This is a genomic window from Streptomyces sp. NPDC000880 (genome assembly GCF_053599675.1).
In genome coordinates, this window is sequence record NZ_JBSFMS010000055.1 from 1 (window position 1) to 16,246 (window position 16,246).

The 16,246-nt window shown below is 68.5% G+C and carries 19 protein-coding genes and 1 pseudogene; 8 read left to right on the forward strand and 12 right to left on the reverse strand.

Translation table 11 applies throughout. The annotated features are described in order from the left end of the window. Positions 1-586 precede the first annotated feature (586 nt). Complete coding sequence (locus tag ACWDO5_RS19370; protein WP_450531545.1) at positions 587-1,723, reverse strand: hypothetical protein; 1,137 nt, start codon at positions 1,721-1,723, stop codon at positions 587-589. Positions 1,724-2,208: 485 nt separating this feature from the next. Beyond that, positions 2,209-2,526: an ArsR/SmtB family transcription factor gene (locus ACWDO5_RS19375; protein WP_450531546.1), complete on the reverse strand. Its 318-nt coding sequence runs from the start codon at positions 2,524-2,526 to the stop codon at positions 2,209-2,211. 99 nt (positions 2,527-2,625) lie between these two features. On the opposite strand from ACWDO5_RS19375, the gene ACWDO5_RS19380 reads away from it, so the two are divergent. Next, the gene (locus ACWDO5_RS19380; protein ID WP_450531547.1) at positions 2,626-2,946 is read left to right on the forward strand and encodes a putative quinol monooxygenase; all 321 of its coding nucleotides are present in this window, start codon (positions 2,626-2,628) and stop codon (positions 2,944-2,946) included. 395 nt (positions 2,947-3,341) lie between these two features. On the opposite strand, the gene map is transcribed toward ACWDO5_RS19380, so the two are convergent. Then, positions 3,342-4,109 carry a type I methionyl aminopeptidase gene (map, locus tag ACWDO5_RS19385; RefSeq protein WP_450531548.1) on the reverse strand — a complete coding sequence of 256 codons (768 nt, stop codon included), beginning with the start codon at positions 4,107-4,109 and terminating at the stop codon, positions 3,342-3,344. Positions 4,110-4,173: 64 nt separating this feature from the next. Between map and ACWDO5_RS19390 the strand changes: the two genes are divergently transcribed. The 5 genes from ACWDO5_RS19390 to ACWDO5_RS19410 all read left to right on the forward strand — a co-directional run bounded on the left by ACWDO5_RS19390 (position 4,174) and on the right by ACWDO5_RS19410 (position 8,592). Next, a complete protein-coding gene (locus ACWDO5_RS19390) occupies positions 4,174-4,449 on the forward strand; it encodes a helix-turn-helix domain-containing protein (RefSeq protein ID WP_450531549.1) in 276 nt (91 codons plus the stop codon). A gap of 79 nt (positions 4,450-4,528) precedes the next feature. Next, positions 4,529-5,086 (forward strand): hypothetical protein, encoded by a 558-nt coding sequence (locus ACWDO5_RS19395; protein ID WP_450531550.1) that lies wholly within the window; start codon positions 4,529-4,531, stop codon positions 5,084-5,086. 303 nt (positions 5,087-5,389) lie between these two features. Then, positions 5,390-6,130 (forward strand): carbonic anhydrase, encoded by a 741-nt coding sequence (locus ACWDO5_RS19400; RefSeq protein WP_450531551.1) that lies wholly within the window; start codon positions 5,390-5,392, stop codon positions 6,128-6,130. A 144-nt stretch (positions 6,131-6,274) separates the two neighbouring features. After that, complete coding sequence (locus ACWDO5_RS19405) at positions 6,275-7,891, forward strand: serine/threonine-protein kinase (RefSeq protein WP_450531552.1); 1,617 nt, start codon at positions 6,275-6,277, stop codon at positions 7,889-7,891. After that, on the forward strand, positions 7,888-8,592 hold the full coding sequence (locus ACWDO5_RS19410) for a hypothetical protein (RefSeq protein ID WP_450531553.1): 705 nt from the start codon (positions 7,888-7,890) through the stop codon (positions 8,590-8,592). Before ACWDO5_RS19405 ends, ACWDO5_RS19410 begins: the two co-directional genes overlap by 4 nt. 66 nt (positions 8,593-8,658) lie before the next feature. Here ACWDO5_RS19410 and ACWDO5_RS19415 read toward each other — a convergent pair whose 3' ends face one another. From ACWDO5_RS19415 to ACWDO5_RS19450, 8 genes are all read right to left on the reverse strand, one after another. Further along, positions 8,659-9,165, reverse strand: a complete 507-nt coding sequence (locus ACWDO5_RS19415) for a hemerythrin domain-containing protein (RefSeq protein ID WP_450531555.1) — start codon at positions 9,163-9,165, stop codon at positions 8,659-8,661. Between the two features lie 79 nt (positions 9,166-9,244). Continuing rightward, positions 9,245-10,093: an amino acid ABC transporter ATP-binding protein gene (locus ACWDO5_RS19420; RefSeq protein WP_450531556.1), complete on the reverse strand. Its 849-nt coding sequence runs from the start codon at positions 10,091-10,093 to the stop codon at positions 9,245-9,247. A 7-nt stretch (positions 10,094-10,100) separates the two neighbouring features. Then, positions 10,101-10,901: an amino acid ABC transporter permease gene (locus tag ACWDO5_RS19425; RefSeq protein WP_450531557.1), complete on the reverse strand. Its 801-nt coding sequence runs from the start codon at positions 10,899-10,901 to the stop codon at positions 10,101-10,103. Beyond that, positions 10,898-11,665 (reverse strand): ABC transporter substrate-binding protein, encoded by a 768-nt coding sequence (locus tag ACWDO5_RS19430; protein ID WP_450531577.1) that lies wholly within the window; start codon positions 11,663-11,665, stop codon positions 10,898-10,900. Before ACWDO5_RS19430 ends, ACWDO5_RS19425 begins: the two co-directional genes overlap by 4 nt. A gap of 267 nt (positions 11,666-11,932) precedes the next feature. Next, complete coding sequence (locus ACWDO5_RS19435; protein WP_450531558.1) at positions 11,933-12,421, reverse strand: GNAT family N-acetyltransferase; 489 nt, start codon at positions 12,419-12,421, stop codon at positions 11,933-11,935. 64 nt (positions 12,422-12,485) lie between these two features. After that, the gene (locus ACWDO5_RS19440) at positions 12,486-12,680 is read right to left on the reverse strand and encodes a hypothetical protein (RefSeq protein WP_450531559.1); all 195 of its coding nucleotides are present in this window, start codon (positions 12,678-12,680) and stop codon (positions 12,486-12,488) included. Further along, positions 12,680-13,075: a hypothetical protein gene (locus tag ACWDO5_RS19445; protein WP_450531561.1), complete on the reverse strand. Its 396-nt coding sequence runs from the start codon at positions 13,073-13,075 to the stop codon at positions 12,680-12,682. Before ACWDO5_RS19445 ends, ACWDO5_RS19440 begins: the two co-directional genes overlap by 1 nt. Positions 13,076-13,160: 85 nt before the next feature. Continuing rightward, the gene (locus ACWDO5_RS19450; RefSeq protein ID WP_450531562.1) at positions 13,161-13,532 is read right to left on the reverse strand and encodes a nuclear transport factor 2 family protein; all 372 of its coding nucleotides are present in this window, start codon (positions 13,530-13,532) and stop codon (positions 13,161-13,163) included. 189 nt (positions 13,533-13,721) lie between these two features. On the opposite strand from ACWDO5_RS19450, the gene ACWDO5_RS19455 reads away from it, so the two are divergent. Beyond that, entirely contained in the window at positions 13,722-14,282 is a 561-nt protein-coding gene (locus ACWDO5_RS19455) for a DM13 domain-containing protein (RefSeq protein ID WP_450531563.1), read from the forward strand. Between the two features lie 202 nt (positions 14,283-14,484). Here the strand turns inward: ACWDO5_RS19455 and ACWDO5_RS19460 are convergent. After that, positions 14,485-14,574, reverse strand: a pseudogene (locus tag ACWDO5_RS19460) (DUF5999 family protein); the annotation flags it as partial. Positions 14,575-14,772: 198 nt separating this feature from the next. On the opposite strand from ACWDO5_RS19460, the gene ACWDO5_RS19465 reads away from it, so the two are divergent. Further along, on the forward strand, positions 14,773-16,206 hold the full coding sequence (locus ACWDO5_RS19465; protein ID WP_450531578.1) for a PP2C family protein-serine/threonine phosphatase: 1,434 nt from the start codon (positions 14,773-14,775) through the stop codon (positions 16,204-16,206). Positions 16,207-16,246: the final 40 nt, after the last annotated feature.

Below are 16,246 nucleotides of genomic sequence, written 5' to 3' on the forward strand. Positions count from 1 at the left end.
GGCCGCCTTACGGCCGGACGAGTGTAGGCCGATCAGCCCACCGAAAGACCCGTAGGCCAAACAGACGAATCACACCTAATTCCTGATAGACCCTTCCGCTTGTCCTGTCTCAGCGCATCTGTCAGATGATGGGGTTCCGACCTGCGGAGTTGCCATGTCGTGAATTTCCTGTCGCATTGAAACTGTCGGATTCTGACTCGTTCTCGTTCGTGTTGGCGGATTCTCATCGCGCCGGGTGCTGAGCGGCGATGTTTGCATCGTTCGTGGGGTTTGATCTCACTTTATGGTCGAGGTCGAGTGGGCTGCCGTGGATGGTGGGGACTGCGGAAGTCGGTGCTCGGAGCAGTGGCTCGCGTCGCGTTCGAGTCGGTGCCCCCGGTACGGCACTTCGCGTCCTACCGCGCGCAGCGGCACTTCATGGGCCTGTATTGGTCGGCGACGACGGGGTGGCAAGTCGAGTTCGATTCGTGGCTGGAGCACGATCACGCGATCCTGATGGACTTCGATCCGCAGGTCGTGGGGTTCGCGTCGCAGCCTTTTGGCTGTTCTGGGGCGATGAGGCAGCCCGGTGAGCCGCCACGGTTCCTCAGCACTGCGGGATTTGACGCTTCCAGGTATTCGGGTCGCCGGTGTCCAAGTACCAGTCGTTGATGTAACCGTCGCCGATTCCGCTGTCGACCCGCATCCAGTACCGGTGGCCGTGGCCGTCCTCGTCGGGGTCGCCCGTGCTCCAGCAGGTGAGTTCCAGCCACTGCCCGTTGTCGTAACGGTTTGCCACCGGCGGCGAGCCGTAGCGCGGTTCGCTGTGCATGTCCAGGGCCAGGCCCGAGTCGACGTTAATCACTTGGGCGCAGCGGGCCGGGTCACTCGGGTCGGCGCCGGGGCAGGGGCGCGGGCCTGCCTGGTTTACGTTGCGGGTCAGGGCACTCAGCTTGTCGCGGATGTCGTGTCCGAACGAGCGCTGCATATCGTCGTACGGGGTGGTCGAATACCAATGCCCCTCCACGTACAAAGGGCGCCCGGTCGCAATGAGTCGACAGGGGATGTCACCCGTCTCCAAGTCGGCGAGGAACACGTCCGCCCTCGCCATCTCCTCGTCATACCCGGGCCGTGCCTCGGGGTCGTTGTAGGCCGTCACGCGGTAAAGGAGGGCGTAGCGCATGTGCAGCCCGATGTCGAGGACTTTCCTGAGCCGCTTGGCGGGGTCTTCCTCGACGCCTTTGTACGGCTGGTAGGCGTACTGGCTGTCGACCTCGAAGTGGTTCGTGCCCAGCGGACCTTGCGGGCCTGTGACCCACAGGCCGCGGATGAGCCAGCCCGGCGCCAGGGCGAACCTGCCCAAGCTCCAGCTGGGATCGTCGACGATCCTCTCTGGAGCGTCGGCCTCGCTCGCAAGCGCTATGTCGACATTTCCGCCTTGGCTGGCGGGGCTGTTGGACAGGATTTGGTCGGTGTGGTCGTACTGGAGGAACGTCGGCCGCGGGTCCACCTCCCTGTCGCACGCCCCTTTGCCGGGGCTGCCCTTGGGCAGGTGCGAAGCGGCGACGGCGAGAGCTGTACGCCGCTCCTCGTAGCGCGGCCGGTATTCCTTGAGAATCCCCTTCAGGACCTTGTCCGTCCGCTCCTCCTCGCTCTCTTCGTTCCCGCCGCATCCGGACAGCAGCATCGCGACCACGACCGCCGCCATGCCCAGGGCGGCGCCCTTCTGCATCCCCGTGCGCATCCGAGCCCTTCCCCTCGATGCCATTGCCCTGCAAGGGTGCCCGACACTGGCTTCCCTCACGCAGAGATGAGGGAATCGACGGCCTCGATCCACAAGATCGCGGAAACGTTGGGAAAGGCACTTCCCGGGAACTTCGTCGCTGACTATGCGGAGCGTCTCGATGCAGCACGGCGCCGTCTCAGGAAGACCACGGGCAGCTTCACCCCGAAGACCAAGACGGCTGAGTCGGCTGTCCTGCCGTCAGTCCGCTTCCGTGAAAGCCATGTCCTTTGAGAACACCGAGGGTCAGCGTTCTCGATCGACTTGGCAGCACAGCAGCTCAGCGGCCCCCTGCCCGCCAGATGCACTGCGACAGGACAGTGAAGAACGCTGATGGATCGGGTTCTCAAACGACGTGGCTTTCGCGGAAGTCGCGCTCGTGGCAAGAGAGGCTCCGCGAGTACGAAGCAGGGGTGCAGGCTCAGGTGAAGCCGCCCCGCTCTCGATCATTCCTCCAACTCGGCCGCCACGATGCCCAGCAACCCAGGAAACCTTTGCTCTAGATCAGCCCGGCGCAGGCTGGCCATCCGGCTGTTGCCCCGGGCAACCTGCCGGATCAATCCGGCCTCGCGCAGAGCGCGGAAGTGATGGGTGACTGTTGCCTTGGAGACTGGCATCCCGAAGGAGCTGCACGTTCGCGCCGTTCCATCAGGCTCCGCTGCCAACTCACGCACCACTCGGCGGCGCAGCGGATCCGCCAGCGCGGAGAGCACGGGACCGAGCTTCATCTCCTCGACGGTCGGATGGCCTTCATCGTCGGGCATCCGGACACCTCCCTTTAGGTAAGGCTTGCATCGTACCTATGGACTCGCTAGCGTGGGGTAGGTACGAACTTCATCGTACCTACGGGAGAGGCAACCTTCATGGCCCAGCCGTTCACACTCGTAGGCACCGCTCGCCCCAAGCCGGAACGCGCCGAGGAGCTGAAACAGCTCCTTCTCTCGTTCGTCGAGCCGACCCGGCAGGAACCTGGATGCCTGGAGTATCACTTCCACGAGGATCGGGGCGAACCCGGTGTCTTCGTCTTCTACGAGGCGTGGCGCTCCCAGGCGGATCTCGACGCCCATCTGGCCCTCCCGCATATGCAAGCCTTCTGGGAGCGGCGCATGGACTATCTGAAGTCCGACCTCGACATCCGTTTCCTCACCATGCACAGCCCTTACCAGTTCGCCGCCCGGACTTGAGGGCGGGCCTCCGGCGCCCCCAGCGGCGCCGGGCCGACCTCGAACATCTCGGGCGGCCCCACCCTGCCATGCGCGCCGGGAAGACCCGAAGGGGCAGGGGCCCGCGAGGCGCGGGCGGTAATCACGCCCACACGGCCGGCTCAACACACAGAAGGCCGCTGCTCAGAGCGCGATGTAGTGAGAATCTCCTGACGCAGGTGAGATCTGGTGAGAATCCGCCAGCACGAACGAGAATGAGTGAGAATCCGACAGCTACAGCGCGACAGGACACCGCTGAACTTGAGCGGGAACTCACGGGTCCAAAGTGCCGGTTTCCGGGCCTGGACCGGCGGGTTCGTGTTGAACACGCGGGTTGGCGTGGGGATGGTCAGCGCTGCGACGGTTCGCTGTCCGGATCAGGGCAGGGTCAGGATGCGGGGGCCTTCTTCTGTGATGGCGACCGTGTGCTCGATGTGGGCTGCTCGGCTGCCGTCGATGGTGTGCAGAGTCCAGCTGTCCGTGCCGGTGCGGTAGTCGTCGTGTCCGCCGGCCATGAGCATGGGTTCGATGGCGAGGGTCAGGCCGTGGCGGAGGGGGAAGCCGCGGCGGGGGCGTCCTCGGTTGGGGACGTGGGGGTCTTCGTGCATGTGGCGGCCGATGCCGTGGCCGCCGAAGTCGGCGGGCATGCCGCAGCGTGCCGATCGGGCGACGGTGCCGATGGCGTTGGAGATGTCACCGATGCGGTTGCCGGGGTTGGCTGCGGCGATGCCGGCGTCGAGAGCGCGCTGGGTGGCGTTGATCAGGTCCACGTCGGCGGGTCGTGGGGTGCCGACGGTGAAGCTGATGGCGGCATCGCCGGTCCAGCCGTCGAGCTCCGCTCCGCAGTCGATGCTGACCAGGTCGCCGTCCCGCAGGCGGTAGCCGGTGGGGATGCCGTGAACGATGGCGTCGTTGACCGATGTGCAGATCACCGCGGGGAAGGGGGTAGGGGCGAAGGAGGGCTGGTAGCCGAGGAAGGGTGAGCGTGCCCCGGCTTTGCTCAAAACGGTGCGGGCCGCTTCGTCCAGCTCCTGCAGGGACACCCCGATGCCTGCGGCTTCCTGAACGGCGGCGAGGGCGTGGGCCACGACGCGCCCGGCTTCCCGCATCGCGTCCAGCGCCGTATCGGTCTTGATCTCCACCATGCCCTGCGACTCCCTGTCTCACGCGCCAGCATCCAATTCTTATACCGGTATTAGTATCACAGGCATGGTGAGAACTCCTTTGACCCCGTGGGAACGGCAGCGCGGAGAGCGGTTCGGCGCGCTGCTGCGTCAGGCGCGAGGCGACCGCAGCATGGTGGAGGTCGCCGCAGCGGCGGGGGTGTCGGCGGAGACGCTGCGCAAGATCGAGACCGGTCGGGCGCCGACTCCGGCGTTCTTCACCGTGACGGCCCTGGCCGCAGCGCTGGAGGTGTCCTTGGACGAATTGGCGGCTGCCTGCGTCCAGGACAGCGACTGCGGTGACGAGGCCCTTTCAGCGTGAACCTCGACGGTGGGTTCGGTTTTCTCCGAGATGGGCCGGGGTTTTACTGCGGCCAGGCCGGGCCGGTCTCCGGCTCCGATTGCAGAAGTTTTCGTGCCGAGTCCGCGTAGCGGATGGCGGTCTTTTCGTCGATGCCGAAGACGAGAGCGAGGTGGAGCGGGTCGGCGCCGTGGGTGAGGGCCTCTTCGAGTTGGCGGTCGACGCGGAGTCGTTCGAGGGCGGCGGTGAGGTTGCGGGTGGCCCGGGTGGTCCAGAGCTTGCCGGCAGGGCCGAGTTCGACGGCGGTCTTCTGGGTGATCAGCAGGTGGGGGTTGGCGGTGTTCGGCCAGCGGTTGCGGCGGTAGTCGAGCCAGTCCAGGACGGCACGGCGGGTGAGGTCGTCGAGCGGGCGGACGTGGCCGCCGACGGTGATGCGCCGGTTTCGAGGAGAGTCCGCACCCAGGCTTCAACGTCCCGGCGAATGCCCGGGGACACCCCGCAGAGCTTGCGTCCCAGCCACCGGTCGACCGCAGGGGCACGGTCGTCGCTGAACAACCCGAGGCGGTCGAGTACTTCGGCGGTCCGCACGACCGGAAGCCCCCGGACGCGCAAGGCCGGGAAGAGCTCGGAGTACCGGATCAACTCACCCTCGCAGTAGCCGGACAGCACGATGACCAGAGCCCGCCGTCGTCGATGGATGTACGGGCGGAGAAGGCGCCACCCTCCTTCTCCCTCGCCCGCATCGGCCGTCTCCTCGTAGCGGTGGGACACCAGCACCAGCCTGCTGCCCCTGGCGTACGAACCGAGGCCATGGCCACCACCGTGCAACCCCCTTCGGGGCTGTCATTGCGACAGATCACATGACCTGAGGACACGTCAACTAGCAATAATAATCTGTGAGTTCGGTAATAGTTCAACGATTCGAGCACCGCGACCGTTCGACGATGGTTGGGTTCACCGCATGACTTTCAATCGACACCAGCCCGTGCCTGCAGGCACGGGACGCCGTGCTCTGCTGCGCGCCGCCCTCGCCGGAACCGCCACTGTCGGCGCGAGCCTCACACTCGGCACCACATCCGCCACGGCCGCACCCCGAATACAGGCCCAGAGCACAGGGCAAGTCACCCCGGACGAGGCGCTGCTCAAGTTGTCCACCGGCAACCGGCGGTGGCGCAAGAACGAGCAGCAGCACCCTCGCGAGTCACCGTCCGTGCGCCAAGCCCTCGTGTCGGGTCAGCACCCGTTCGCCGTCATCCTGGGGTGCGTCGACTCCCGCGTACCGCCGGAGCTGGTCTTCGACCAGGGACTCGGCGACCTGCTGACGGTGCGGGCGGCCGGCGAGGTACTGGACGAGGCCGTCCTGGGCTCCATCGCCTATGGCGTACTGGAATTAGGCATACCGTTGATCGTGGTCCTCGGGCACCAGTCGTGCGGCGCGGTGTCGGCGGCCGTTCATGCGGACGAGACCGGAGAACAACTCCCCGCGCATATAAAGTACTTGGCCGACCAGATACGTCCAGCCATAGATTACAGCCAGCAAGGCGACGCCCGCGTCGACTCCACCATCACGCGCAACGTCCGCATGGTCCGGTCGCGCCTCGCCGCCGAGTCCGACCTCGCCGACAAGGTGTCGGCCGGGAGCCTCGCCATCGTCGGAGCGCGCTACGAACTGAATACACAACTCGTCCAGGCCATCGTCTGACCGGTCCTCACCGACGCCGCTCGCTGTCGCCGGGCCCCTCACCCTCGTCCTCGCCGCCCCCCTCGCGGGAACCAGTCGTGACGGAAGTGTGTCTGTCATGGGGAGAGCAGGTGGGCTATCCTGCCGCAGTTCCTAGGGGGCGGGATGAACGCATGGTCGGTGCCCGGGTACACGGAATCCCGGGAGCTGGGTTCCGGTGGCAGCGGGCGGGTAGTCCTGGCCGTCCATGAAGCCACCGGCGTGCCCGTGGCCGTCAAATACCTCAGCCAGAGGCTCCGGGCGGACCCCGCCTTCGTCGAGGAGTTCCGGGCGGAGGCGCGTCTGCTCGGCGGCCTGGATTCGCCGTATGTGGTGGGGCTGTACGAATACGTCGAAGCGCCGCAGGGCGCCGCCATCGTGATGGAACTGGTCGATGGCGTCGCCCTGCGCACGCTGTTGCTGGCGGAAGGCGCCACCGGCCCCGAGGCGGCCCTGGTGGTGCTCAAGGGCTCGCTGCTGGGGCTGGCCGCAGCCCACCGCACGGGTGTCGTCCACCGCGACTACAAGCCGGAGAACGTCCTGGTCGCGGCGGACGGCACTTCCAGGCTCGTCGACTTCGGCATTGCCGCAGGCCGCGGCAGCACGCCGGGCGTGGCCGGCACTCCCGCGTACATGGCTCCGGAACAGTGGAACGGGGAACCCGCCTCCCCTGCGGCCGACGTCTATGCCGCGACCGCGACGTTCTACGAATGTCTGACCGGCCGCAAGCCGTTTTCCGGCGAGAACTTCGCCGAGCTGGCGCTGCAGCACATCGGAGCCCCGGTTCCCGAGGAGGAGACCCCGGAGCCCGTGCGCCCGCTGATCAGGCGCGGGATGGCGAAGGAGCCGCAGGAGCGGCCCGAGAACGCGGCCGCGTTCGTCGCGGAGCTAGAAGAGATCGCCGGGGCCGCCTACGGCCCGGACTGGGAAGAGCGGGGCCAGCGCAGACTCGCCGCGCTCGCAGCCCTCTTGCCGTTGCTCTTTCCTTCAGCCTCGGGCCAGGCCACGGGGACCACCGAGCTCGCCACGACGGCACTGGGCGGCGGCTGGGGCGGCAGCTGGAAACCGGGCCTGCGGGGAGTGCTGGCGGGCGTCGCCGCGCTGGTGGTGGCCGTGATGGTCGCCGTTGCCGCGGGAGCGAGGGGGGACAACCCCCGGCTGGCGACTGCCCAGTCCCTCGCCACCACCAGCCCGGTACCGGGCGCCATCACCTCGCCCGTCGGCGGGCCCACTTCAGCAAGCCCGTCGCCGACCGGAAGCGCCTTCCCCGACAGCTCCCCTTCTCCTTCTTCCGCTTCTCCCTCCGGCGGCGCGACCACCGGGCCGCCGTCACCTGCCCCGCCGTCGACAACGGCTTCCACGACGCCGACGTCCGCGTCGTCCACCGAAACCAGCCCGTCCGCTCCCACCACTCCTCCCGTGCGCGTGAAGTCGGTCTCCGTGTCGAGCCTGCGGCAGACGAGTACGAGGGGTGCCTCCGCGTCCATCGACGTCGCGACGGACGGGACCGGCCCGGTGACCATCGTCATCGCGTGGTTCACCGGCGACGCCAAGGGCGAACTGGGTGCGCAGGACGGCTCGCAGGCCTTCGAGCGCAGCGGCGCCACCCAGTACACCATCACCCTGGACCACACCTTCCAGGGAAAGGGCTGCTACTGGGGTGTACGGGCCACGACGAACCCGGTTGCCGCGAACGGCAGTTCCTCGCAGCAGATCCTGACCCGGCGGTGCACCGTCCAATGAACGATCCCCGGATTCCGTACGACGGCCCCACTCGCGACGAGGCCGAAAGCGACGCGTACAGCGCGACCGCACTGGGCAGTCACTGGATCGAACGGCCAGCCCTGGAGCCCGCGAAGAAGAGAGCCACTCCGGTCCAGGGCGAGCAGCGGGCGAGCGTCACCCCCGACCGCGTGGAGGGCGAGGTCCTCCGCTTCGGCCCCGGAGTGACCGCGGACATCCACCGGCACAACCCCGGCAACACCACCGCCGGGCTCTGGCACGGCACACTGCCCGGCCCGCCTGCCGGGCGGCAGCTCCCCGATCGCCGCCGCGGCGGGCTGCGCCGGTACGCCCTGGCCGGGACCGTACTGCTGGCCGTGCTGGCCTTCCTCGCCTGGCAGCGATACGGGCCCGCCCTGGCCGTGGACGACGTGACGGTCCGCACCGCGGCGGAGGGACCCGGGTGTGACGGCACGGCGGATGTCGTGGGCGTCGTGAAGACCAACGGACGGTCCGGCACCGTCACGTATCGCTGGGTACGCAGCGACGGCACCGCCTCGGAGCTGCTGCGGGAGAAGATGACGCGCGGCCAGAAGCAGGCGCGGCTGCATCTGCTGTGGACGTTCCACGGCCGCGGCGAGTACCGGGCCGGCGCCGAACTGCGGATTGTCTCACCCACCCGGCACACCGCCGCCACGCACTTCATCTACCGGTGCGCCTGACTCTCCGCGGCCCGGCGCGCCTCTGGATGCCCGCGTTGTCCATCGACGCGCCCAGGAACCCTCGGCTCAAGTCGCCTCTCGGCCCAGCAGGGTCCCGGCGGCCCCGGCCCGGTCCGGCATTGCGTTGAGGGCCGCGACGAGCCGCTTCTCCTCGTAGACGAAATGCGACTCCAGCAGGGCGGCCAGGCTGTCCAGCTCCGTCCGTAGGCGCTGCGCGTCCACGGGCTGTGTGTCCAAACCGGGCCGGCCGAGCAGCTCCTCCAGTCCGCGCAGGATCCCGGCCACCGCGTGGTGGTCGCGCCCCAACTCATCGAGCACCGGCCGCAATTCGGGGTGCAGCTCGCCGAGCGCGGGGAAGGCCCCGTCGTCCTCGCCGGAGTGATGCCGACTCACTGCCGAGCAGAAGGCCAGGCAGTGCGCCCGCAGTTCGCGCGGCCGCTCGGCGCGGCCGTCGAGCCAGGCGTCGGTGTCCTCGCGAAGCCGGGCGAGCTCCTCGCGGAGCGAAAGGTGGATGTCGATCAGCTGATTGCCGAGGGCTGCGATGCGGCCGTCCGGCTCGGGGGGTGTGTCCATGGCTGTCCCATGATGTGGCGCCTCCATGCCCACGGCGGTCTCTTTGCCGGGTGCACCGCGACGCTGACATGGGATCCCATCATCCTTCGGACGGACCGTCAACCGGCTTGCGGACATCCGGCCCGGCGTCCTCGACCGGGGGCTCAGCGGCTGCCGGGTCCAGGATGCGCATAAGGAAGTTCCTGGTCCGCTCGTGCTGCGGATCGCCCACGACCTGCTCGGCCGTGCCCTGCTCGACGATGACGCCGCCGTCCATGAACACGACGCGGTCGGCGACCTCCCGGGCGAAGCTCATCTCATGGGTGACGACCATCATCGTCATGCCCTCGGCGGCCAGCAGCCGCATCACGGAGAGCACATCGCCCACCAGCTCGGGGTCGAGCGCGGAGGTGGGCTCGTCGAAGAGCATCACCTCGGGACCCATCACCAGCGCCCGCGCGATCGCCACCCGCTGCTGCTGCCCGCCGGACAGCTGCGCCGGATAGGCCTCCGCCTTGTCGGCGAGGCCGACGCGTTCCAGATTCTCCCGGGCGACGGCCGCGGCGCGGGCCTTGTTCCAGCCCAGAACCCGGCGCTGGGGCAGCGTGAGGTTCTGGGTCACGTTCAGGTGCGGGAACAGGTTGAACTGCTGGAAGACCATGCCAATACGGCGGCGTACCGCATCGATGTCCACGTCAAGGTCGGTGACTTCCGTGCCGCCGACGTAGACCTGGCCCGATGTCGGCTCCTCCAACAGGTTCACGCAGCGCAGCAGGGTCGACTTGCCCGAGCCCGAAGGTCCGATGACGCACACAACCTCGCCCCGGGCAATGTCCAGGTCGATGCCGCGCAGCACCTCGTTGTCCCCGAACGACTTGTGCAGCCCCCGGATCTCGATCTCCGGGCGGTCCGTGCCCATGCTGTCCACCGTCTCCGTCTTCTGTGACATCTCGTCCTCACCTGGCCTTGTCGGCGCGGGCCTCGAGGCGGCGCACCACGAAGCTCAGCGGCACGGTCACGAGGAGGTAGCAGAGCCCGGCCACGAGGATCGGGGTGGAGTTGGCGGTCTGACTGGCCAGGTCCCTGCCGAACTTGGTCAGCTCCCGCTCCTCGAGGGTGACGCCGAGGAACAGCACCAGCGAGGAGTCCTTGAAGAGCAGGACGAGCTCGTTGGTGAGCGGCGGGATCACGATGCGGAACGCCTGCGGGATGATCACCGACACCATGGCCCGCGCGTGCGAGAAGCCCAGTGACCGGGCCGCCTCCATCTGCCCCTTGGGCACCGCCTGGATGCCCGCCCTGATCGTCTCCGCCATGTAGGCGGCGGCGACCAGACCGAGGCCGAGGGCGACCTTGCCGTACGTACCGCCGGGAATCTGCGTGCCGGGGAACGCCAGCGGCACCGCCACACCCACGAAGATGAAGATCAACAGGGCGGGCAGGCCGCGGAAGAACTCGATGTAGACGCTCGCGACCCACCGGTAGGGGGCGACCGACGACAGCCGCATCAGCGCGATGATCAGGCCGAGCACCAGGCCGAAGATGAACCCGGAGAGCGTATAGATCACCGTGTTGCGCAGGGCCGTGGTGATGATGGCCGGGAAGAGCTCCTCGGCGAGGTCCTTCTGCGCGAACTGGTTCTGCAGCCGGTCCCAGTCGGCCAGGAAGCCGATCACGATCAGCGCCGCGACGAATACGGCGTACTGGATGCCCTGCGAGACGCGGCGCCGCTGGCGCCTGGTCAGCCGAGAGGTCACGACTTGCCCTGCGGCAGCGGGCCGATCCACTGCTCGTACAGCTTCTTGTACGTGCCGTCCGCGCGCGCGTCGTTGATCGCCTTGTTGATCGCGGCGAGGAGCTTCTTGTTGCCCTTCTTCACCGAGAAGCCGTACTGCTCGCCGGTCTCGATGTTCTGCCCGAGCGTGAACTCGGCGGCGTTCGCCTTGTCCTTGAGCCAGCCCTGGACAACCGGGTAGTCGATGACGACGGCGTCGACCTGGCCCGTACGCAGCCCGTTGAGCACCGCGTCCGAGCTCTCGAACGCGACCGGGTTGAAGCCCTGCTCCTTGGCGTAGCTCTCACCGGTGGTCTCCGCCTGCGCGCCGAGCTTCTTGTTCTTGGCCTTGAGGTCCGCCAGGGACGTCACGCCGCTCTTCTTCGTCGCCAGCAGCGCCTGCGTGGCGTCGAAGTACGGGACGGAGAAGTCCACGTTCTTCTTGCGCTCATCCGTGATCGTCATGCCGGCGGCGGCGAGATCGCACTCGCCGGAGTTCAGGAAGGCGCCGGTCTTGAAGTTCTCGAACGGCGTGTCCAGGATTTTCTGCTCGACCTTGAGGTTCTTCGCCACCAGATCGATCAGGGCCACGTCGAAACCGACGACCTTGCCGTTCTGCTCGAACTGGAACGGCGGGTAGGGCAGGTGCGTGCAGGTGGTCAGCTTGCCCTTGGACACCACGGGCACGCCGCCCGCCGCCTCACCCGGTCCGTCGTCGCCGGAAGAACAGCCCACGGCAAGGAACATCCCCGCCGCCGCGGCACAGGCAGCGGCCCGGGCCCGGATGCTGCTGCGGTGACTGCGGTGTCCGCTGGCCGTCCTGAACACGGTTTGACCTCCAAGATTGTGTGTTGCGGGCGGTCGGCTCGGCGTGCGCGCCCGTCGGAGAGCGTAAGGCACTCAGGGGGCGGGGACGAAGCCGTCCACGATGCCTCCACTGCCTGGACCGGCGGCGTAGGCGGCACCGGCCCCGTGCCATGCCCGCCGCGCCGGCCGAAGCCGGCCTGCTCCCCGTTACGGGATCGGGATGATCAGTTCGGGGCGGTCCCACATCACAGCGGGCGGATTCGCGCTCACCGTGCCGATCCGCTTCGCGCCCACACTGCGGTAGAAGCCCTCGGCCGGCGGGTGCGAGACGATTCGCACGGCGGGGAGCCCGGCGTCACGCGCTTCGCCGATCATATGTTCGATGAGTTGGCGGCCGATGCCGAGGCCCTGGGCGGCGTCGGCGACAAACATCAGGTCCAGCTCCGGCCGGGAGAGGATCAGGGCGTAAAAGCCGAGCACCCTCTCGTTCTCGCCGACGGCGAGGAAGACGGGGTGGGTCTCGATGTAGTCGGGACCCACCCGGTATCCGGCGATCATCGGGGCGTACTGGCCCTCGTAGGCGCGGGACTTGCGTACGAGTGAGGTGAGCCGCTTCGCGTCACGGGCGGTGGCTCGTCTGATCCGTACAACCTCCACCCGGGCGCCGCGGCCGGTGCCCGTCATATGCGAAGTCATGTGGCGAGTATTACCTGCCGGTCGTCCGGCAACGAAAAGGCGGCCTCCTCAGCGTCCTCAGCGCCTACGCGCCGGCCGACCCGGAGCGCCGGCGGATCGCCGGCGCCTCGCCGTCGATGCCGCGCCGCCCGCCCTCGTCCAGGCAGGACGGGCAGAAGCACAACAACAGCAGCAGCCCGGTCGCCGGGTCCCTGCGCACGCCGCGCAGTTCGTGCGGATGGCCGTGCCCGGCGGGCAGATGGGCCAGGCTCTCCAGCATCAGCTCGTCCGGTAGCCGCCGATGGCCGCAGCGAGGTCCCGCACATACCGCCGTACCAGCGGATTCGCCGGGCACAGCCCGTGCGTGGAGGGGTCGCCGAAGCAGTTGCGCAGCGCGGCCTGCGGGCGGGCGGCGGCCAGGGCCGAGTTGTGCAGCGTCACCGTCCACGCGGTCAGCCGGATGCCCGCCGCCTCGGCCTCGGCCGCCAGCCGGGGGAACAGCTCAGGGTCCTCCCTGGCGAGTCGCCCTTCCGCCGGCCGCAGATCCGCGAACGCGCCCTGGGGCAGGGGCAGATGAGCGAGGTTCGCCTCGACCGGCGTGTGCACCCGGCTGCGGCGGCGCGGCGCGATGGTCTCGGCCGAGTGGTACGCGACGGCGAGCGCGAGCCGGTCCACGCCGAGCCAGGAGGAGTGCGGGCTCGCCGCCGGCCATGTGGGCGACCCGCCCCGCCGGGGCGGCAGGCCTGTGGCTCTCCGGGCACTACTCCGCGCTGATCAGCGTCCCCTGGTGGAAGTACATCCGCCAGCCTTCCGCCGTCCTGCGCCACAGGGAGCTCCGCCGGGCCAGGCGACCGCTCTCGTCCGACACGTATGTCACCTGGACGAGGCCGGGAGCGAGCAGCTTCCCGGACAGCTCGCTGACGCCGGTGGCGATCACCCGCTCACCGGGAGAGGGGGCGATGGCGGTCAAAATCGTCGTACGGTCGTAGCGCGCACCCGATGCCCCGAACTCGAAGAACTCCGGGTCCAGCAGCTCGGAGACCAGGTGGGGCAAGGCGCGCACCGCGGGATCCAGGAGCCGCAGTTCCCCCTCGACGGCAGCGTCGACCGACTGCTCCTCCTCGTCGTTCATGGCGGGAGCCTATGCCCCTCGGCGGCCTGTCGCCCGTGACACCACTGACCGCGGGACGGGGGACCGCGCGACGTAAGACTTTCGTCATCAGGATCAGCGGTGCCGAACGGATCGCCTGCCGTTGAATTGAGACCAGGCCGGACCGGGGGACAGGCCCGGTCGGCAGCCGGTGGACGTCAGGAGACGACGGTGGGGCGCGTACGGAAGTGGCTGGGCAGGCACTGGGCTGTGGCGGCACTGGTCGTCGCGCTGGCGGTGGCCGCCGTGGGGCTGTACTGGTTCCAGCCGTGGAGGCTCTGGGTGGACGAGACCGTGCGGGACGCCCTCCCCACGACGGCCGCGACCCCGGATGCGGCCGAGCCCGCAGCCCGGCCGACATCGCCCGCGCCCTCTCGGCCCCGGACGCTGGCTTCCGGCGAGTTGATCAGCCATGAGCACCGGACGAGCGGCTCGGTGAAGGTTCTGCAACTGGCGGACGGGACGCGCACCCTCCGGCTGGAGAACCTCGATACGAGCAACGGCCCCGATCTGCACGTATGGATCACCGATGCCCCGGTGAAGGAGGGCACGGCAGGCTGGCGCGTCTTCGACGACGGAAAGTACGTCAGCCTGGGCAAGCTCAAGGGGAACAAGGGCGACCAGAACTACGCGCTGCCCGCCGAACTCGATCTGAAGGGGTACACCAGCGTCAGCATCTGGTGCGACCGTTTCGACGTCTCCTTCGGCGCCGCGTCGCTCGCCCGCGACTGACCCCCGTCCACGACTGACCCCCGCCGGCGAATGTCCGCTCGCGGCGTCCGGGAGTCGCTGTGCGACGACGATTCTCGCAGCGCGCACACGCCCCGTCAGAACGGAAGGAGCCGACCCGACGGCGTCCGCAGGTCCAGGTCGCGGGCGGGCTTCTGGCGCACGGGCTTGCGTATACGGATCTGAGGAGCCTTGGCCATCGCACTCACCCTCTCAAGCCACGCTCGAAGAAAATCGCACCATTGCACAGCAGGCCCCAGCCTTGCTTGGGATGCGATACAACGCTGTGGGCGGCGCCGCGGTCAAGGCTCTAGGCGCACCCCAGGGCGTCCGCCGAGCCGCCGCGGCCCTCATGGCGGCCTGTGGCATATACCGGCGGCACCACCGTATCGAGTGTTGCCAAATCCCTTACGGGCTGTCGCTGCCTGTGCAACAGTCATTACTGGTCCTTTGTAGAGACTTGGCCGTGGCCGCGCCTGTATCGGAGTACGACATGCCGTCCCATGTGTTCGCGGACCGTCCCGCCCCGCAGCCGCCCGAGCGCGGCACCGTCGACGCGCTGATCACCCGCACGCGTCGGCTGCGCGGCGACGTGGACGCCGTGCGACGGGACGCCATGCCGGACGAGTACGACCCACAGGGGCGATGGCAGAGAGCACTCTGTGACCTGGCGGTCCACCATCTCGACGACCTCGGCGCGCACTTGGGCCAGCTCAAGGAAGGGCTGCCGGAGGAGACCGTCGGCAGCTTCGAGGACGAGCTTGCCACGTATGAAGCGGACAGCGCCCAGAGCAGCGGATCGCTGCTCAGCCGGGTCGGCAGCGCGGAGTGGAATCTCCTCACCGACGAGGTGAGCTGGTCCGACGAGCTCTACCAGATCCTCGGGCGCTCCCCGCAGAGCGGCCCCATGTCTCTGGACGAACTGCCCTCCATCGTGCATGGGGAGGACCAGGCGCTGCTCACCGCGCTGGTCACGGACTGTCTGGTCGACGGGCGTCCCATCGACGGCGAGTTCCGCATGGTGCGGGCCGACGGCTGGGTCCGTACGGTCCACATGATGGGCGAGCCGGTGCTCGACTCCGACGGATCCACCGCCTCCATGTGGGCGGTCCTGCGGGACGTCAGCGAACTGCGCCGCACCCAGCGGGCGGTGAGTGACACCCGTGACTCGCTGGAGCGCAGACAGCACTTCGCAGAGACGGAGCGCCGGGTCGCGGTCGAGTTGCAGGAATCCGTCCTTCCGCCGTGGCGGGGCTCCTTGCAGTTCCCGCTCGACGGACCCGCCGTGCTGGATGTCGCCGCGCACTATCTGCCGTCCACGAACAGCGCACTGATCGGCGGCGACTGGTACGACGCGCTCCAACTGCCCGATGGAGAATCGCTGTTGAGCGTCGGAGACCTCACCGGGCACGGAGTGACGGCGACATCGGCGATGGCGATGCTGCTGGGGGCGCTGCGCGGGATGGCCGTGGCCGGGATCAGGCCGGGACAGCTCATGGCACATCTCAACGAACTGCTGGAGACCTCGGTGCACACCGCGCTTGGCAGCGCGGTGTGCTGCCGCTACAACCCGGCGAGCCGCACCCTGACCTGGGCGCAGGCAGGACACCCCGCCCCGCTGCTGTTCCGCAACGGGACGGGGCGTGCGCTGACGCAGCCCGACGGGGTGCTGCTCGGTGCGACGTCCGGCGCCGCCTATGAACAGGCCGAGTTGCAGTTGCTCCCCGGCGATCTGCTTGTCCTGCACACCGACGGGCTGACACGCACGAGCGCCGCCGAGGTAAGCAACACGGACCGCCTGCTCGGGCTGGCGCCGCGATTCGCCAAGGCCCGCAGCGCGCAGGAGTGCGTGCGGACGGTCGTCGAGGAATGCGGTGACGACCGCGATGACGACGCCTGTGTGATGGTCGCAAGGATCCGTTCGTAGACCCTCGTAAGCGTGGGCCGTCTTGAATCCCGGGAATTCC

Bases quoted from the DNA above. Each gene is read 5' to 3' on its own strand.
- ACWDO5_RS19370 (WP_450531545.1), bottom strand. From the start codon at position 1,723: ATGCGCACGGGGATGCAGAAGGGCGCCGCCCTGGGCATGGCGGCGGTC.
- ACWDO5_RS19375 (WP_450531546.1), bottom strand. From the start codon at position 2,526: ATGCCCGACGATGAAGGCCATCCGACCGTCGAGGAGATGAAGCTCGGT.
- ACWDO5_RS19380 (WP_450531547.1), top strand. From the start codon at position 2,626: ATGGCCCAGCCGTTCACACTCGTAGGCACCGCTCGCCCCAAGCCGGAA.
- map (WP_450531548.1), bottom strand. From the start codon at position 4,109: ATGGTGGAGATCAAGACCGATACGGCGCTGGACGCGATGCGGGAAGCC.
- ACWDO5_RS19390 (WP_450531549.1), top strand. From the start codon at position 4,174: ATGGTGAGAACTCCTTTGACCCCGTGGGAACGGCAGCGCGGAGAGCGG.
- ACWDO5_RS19400 (WP_450531551.1), top strand. From the start codon at position 5,390: ATGACTTTCAATCGACACCAGCCCGTGCCTGCAGGCACGGGACGCCGT.
- ACWDO5_RS19405 (WP_450531552.1), top strand. From the start codon at position 6,275: ATGAACGCATGGTCGGTGCCCGGGTACACGGAATCCCGGGAGCTGGGT.
- ACWDO5_RS19410 (WP_450531553.1), top strand. From the start codon at position 7,888: ATGAACGATCCCCGGATTCCGTACGACGGCCCCACTCGCGACGAGGCC.
- ACWDO5_RS19415 (WP_450531555.1), bottom strand. From the start codon at position 9,165: ATGGACACACCCCCCGAGCCGGACGGCCGCATCGCAGCCCTCGGCAAT.
- ACWDO5_RS19420 (WP_450531556.1), bottom strand. From the start codon at position 10,093: ATGTCACAGAAGACGGAGACGGTGGACAGCATGGGCACGGACCGCCCG.
- ACWDO5_RS19430 (WP_450531577.1), bottom strand. From the start codon at position 11,665: ATGTTCCTTGCCGTGGGCTGTTCTTCCGGCGACGACGGACCGGGTGAG.
- ACWDO5_RS19435 (WP_450531558.1), bottom strand. From the start codon at position 12,421: ATGACTTCGCATATGACGGGCACCGGCCGCGGCGCCCGGGTGGAGGTT.
- ACWDO5_RS19440 (WP_450531559.1), bottom strand. From the start codon at position 12,680: ATGCTGGAGAGCCTGGCCCATCTGCCCGCCGGGCACGGCCATCCGCAC.
- ACWDO5_RS19450 (WP_450531562.1), bottom strand. From the start codon at position 13,532: ATGAACGACGAGGAGGAGCAGTCGGTCGACGCTGCCGTCGAGGGGGAA.
- ACWDO5_RS19465 (WP_450531578.1), top strand. From the start codon at position 14,773: ATGCCGTCCCATGTGTTCGCGGACCGTCCCGCCCCGCAGCCGCCCGAG.